This window comes from Micromonospora sp. KC721, from assembly GCF_004348355.1.
Taxonomy (GTDB): domain Bacteria; phylum Actinomycetota; class Actinomycetes; order Mycobacteriales; family Micromonosporaceae; genus Micromonospora.
The window spans coordinates 1-335 of record NZ_SMJY01000437.1 but is presented as its reverse complement, the minus strand read 5'-3'; the positions used below and the strand labels follow the sequence as shown (position 1 = coordinate 335).

Here is a 335-nt window from a genome sequence, read left to right as displayed (position 1 = left end):
GACATCAGATTTACTCCCTTGACGGTCTCGTCTCTAATGACTAGAGTCGACTTCACTCGATGCTCTAAAGGCTAGAGCATAGACCTTGGGAGGAACAGACCATGCCGCAGACGTTCATCGTGGACCAGGCCGCGACTTTCCAGGCGGTTGCCTTCCTGGGCGCGGAGCCCCGGATTGAGTTCGGCACGCGGGACAAGCAGGAGACGACCCAGGTAGACGCGCCGAACTGTGAGGGCTGCGGATCGCCCCTGGAAGCCCGTACGCACTCCGGTGGGCTTCCGAAGCGGTTCCACAACGATGCGTGTCGCAAGCGGGCTCTGCGTGCCTCTCAGCGG

The 335-nt window shown here is 61.5% G+C and carries 1 protein-coding gene; it reads left to right on the top strand.

The features are described from left to right. Positions 1–101: 101 nt before the first annotated feature. Positions 102–335: hypothetical protein (locus E1182_RS31845; protein ID WP_207921594.1), on the top strand; the 234-nt coding region annotated here is incomplete at its 3' end.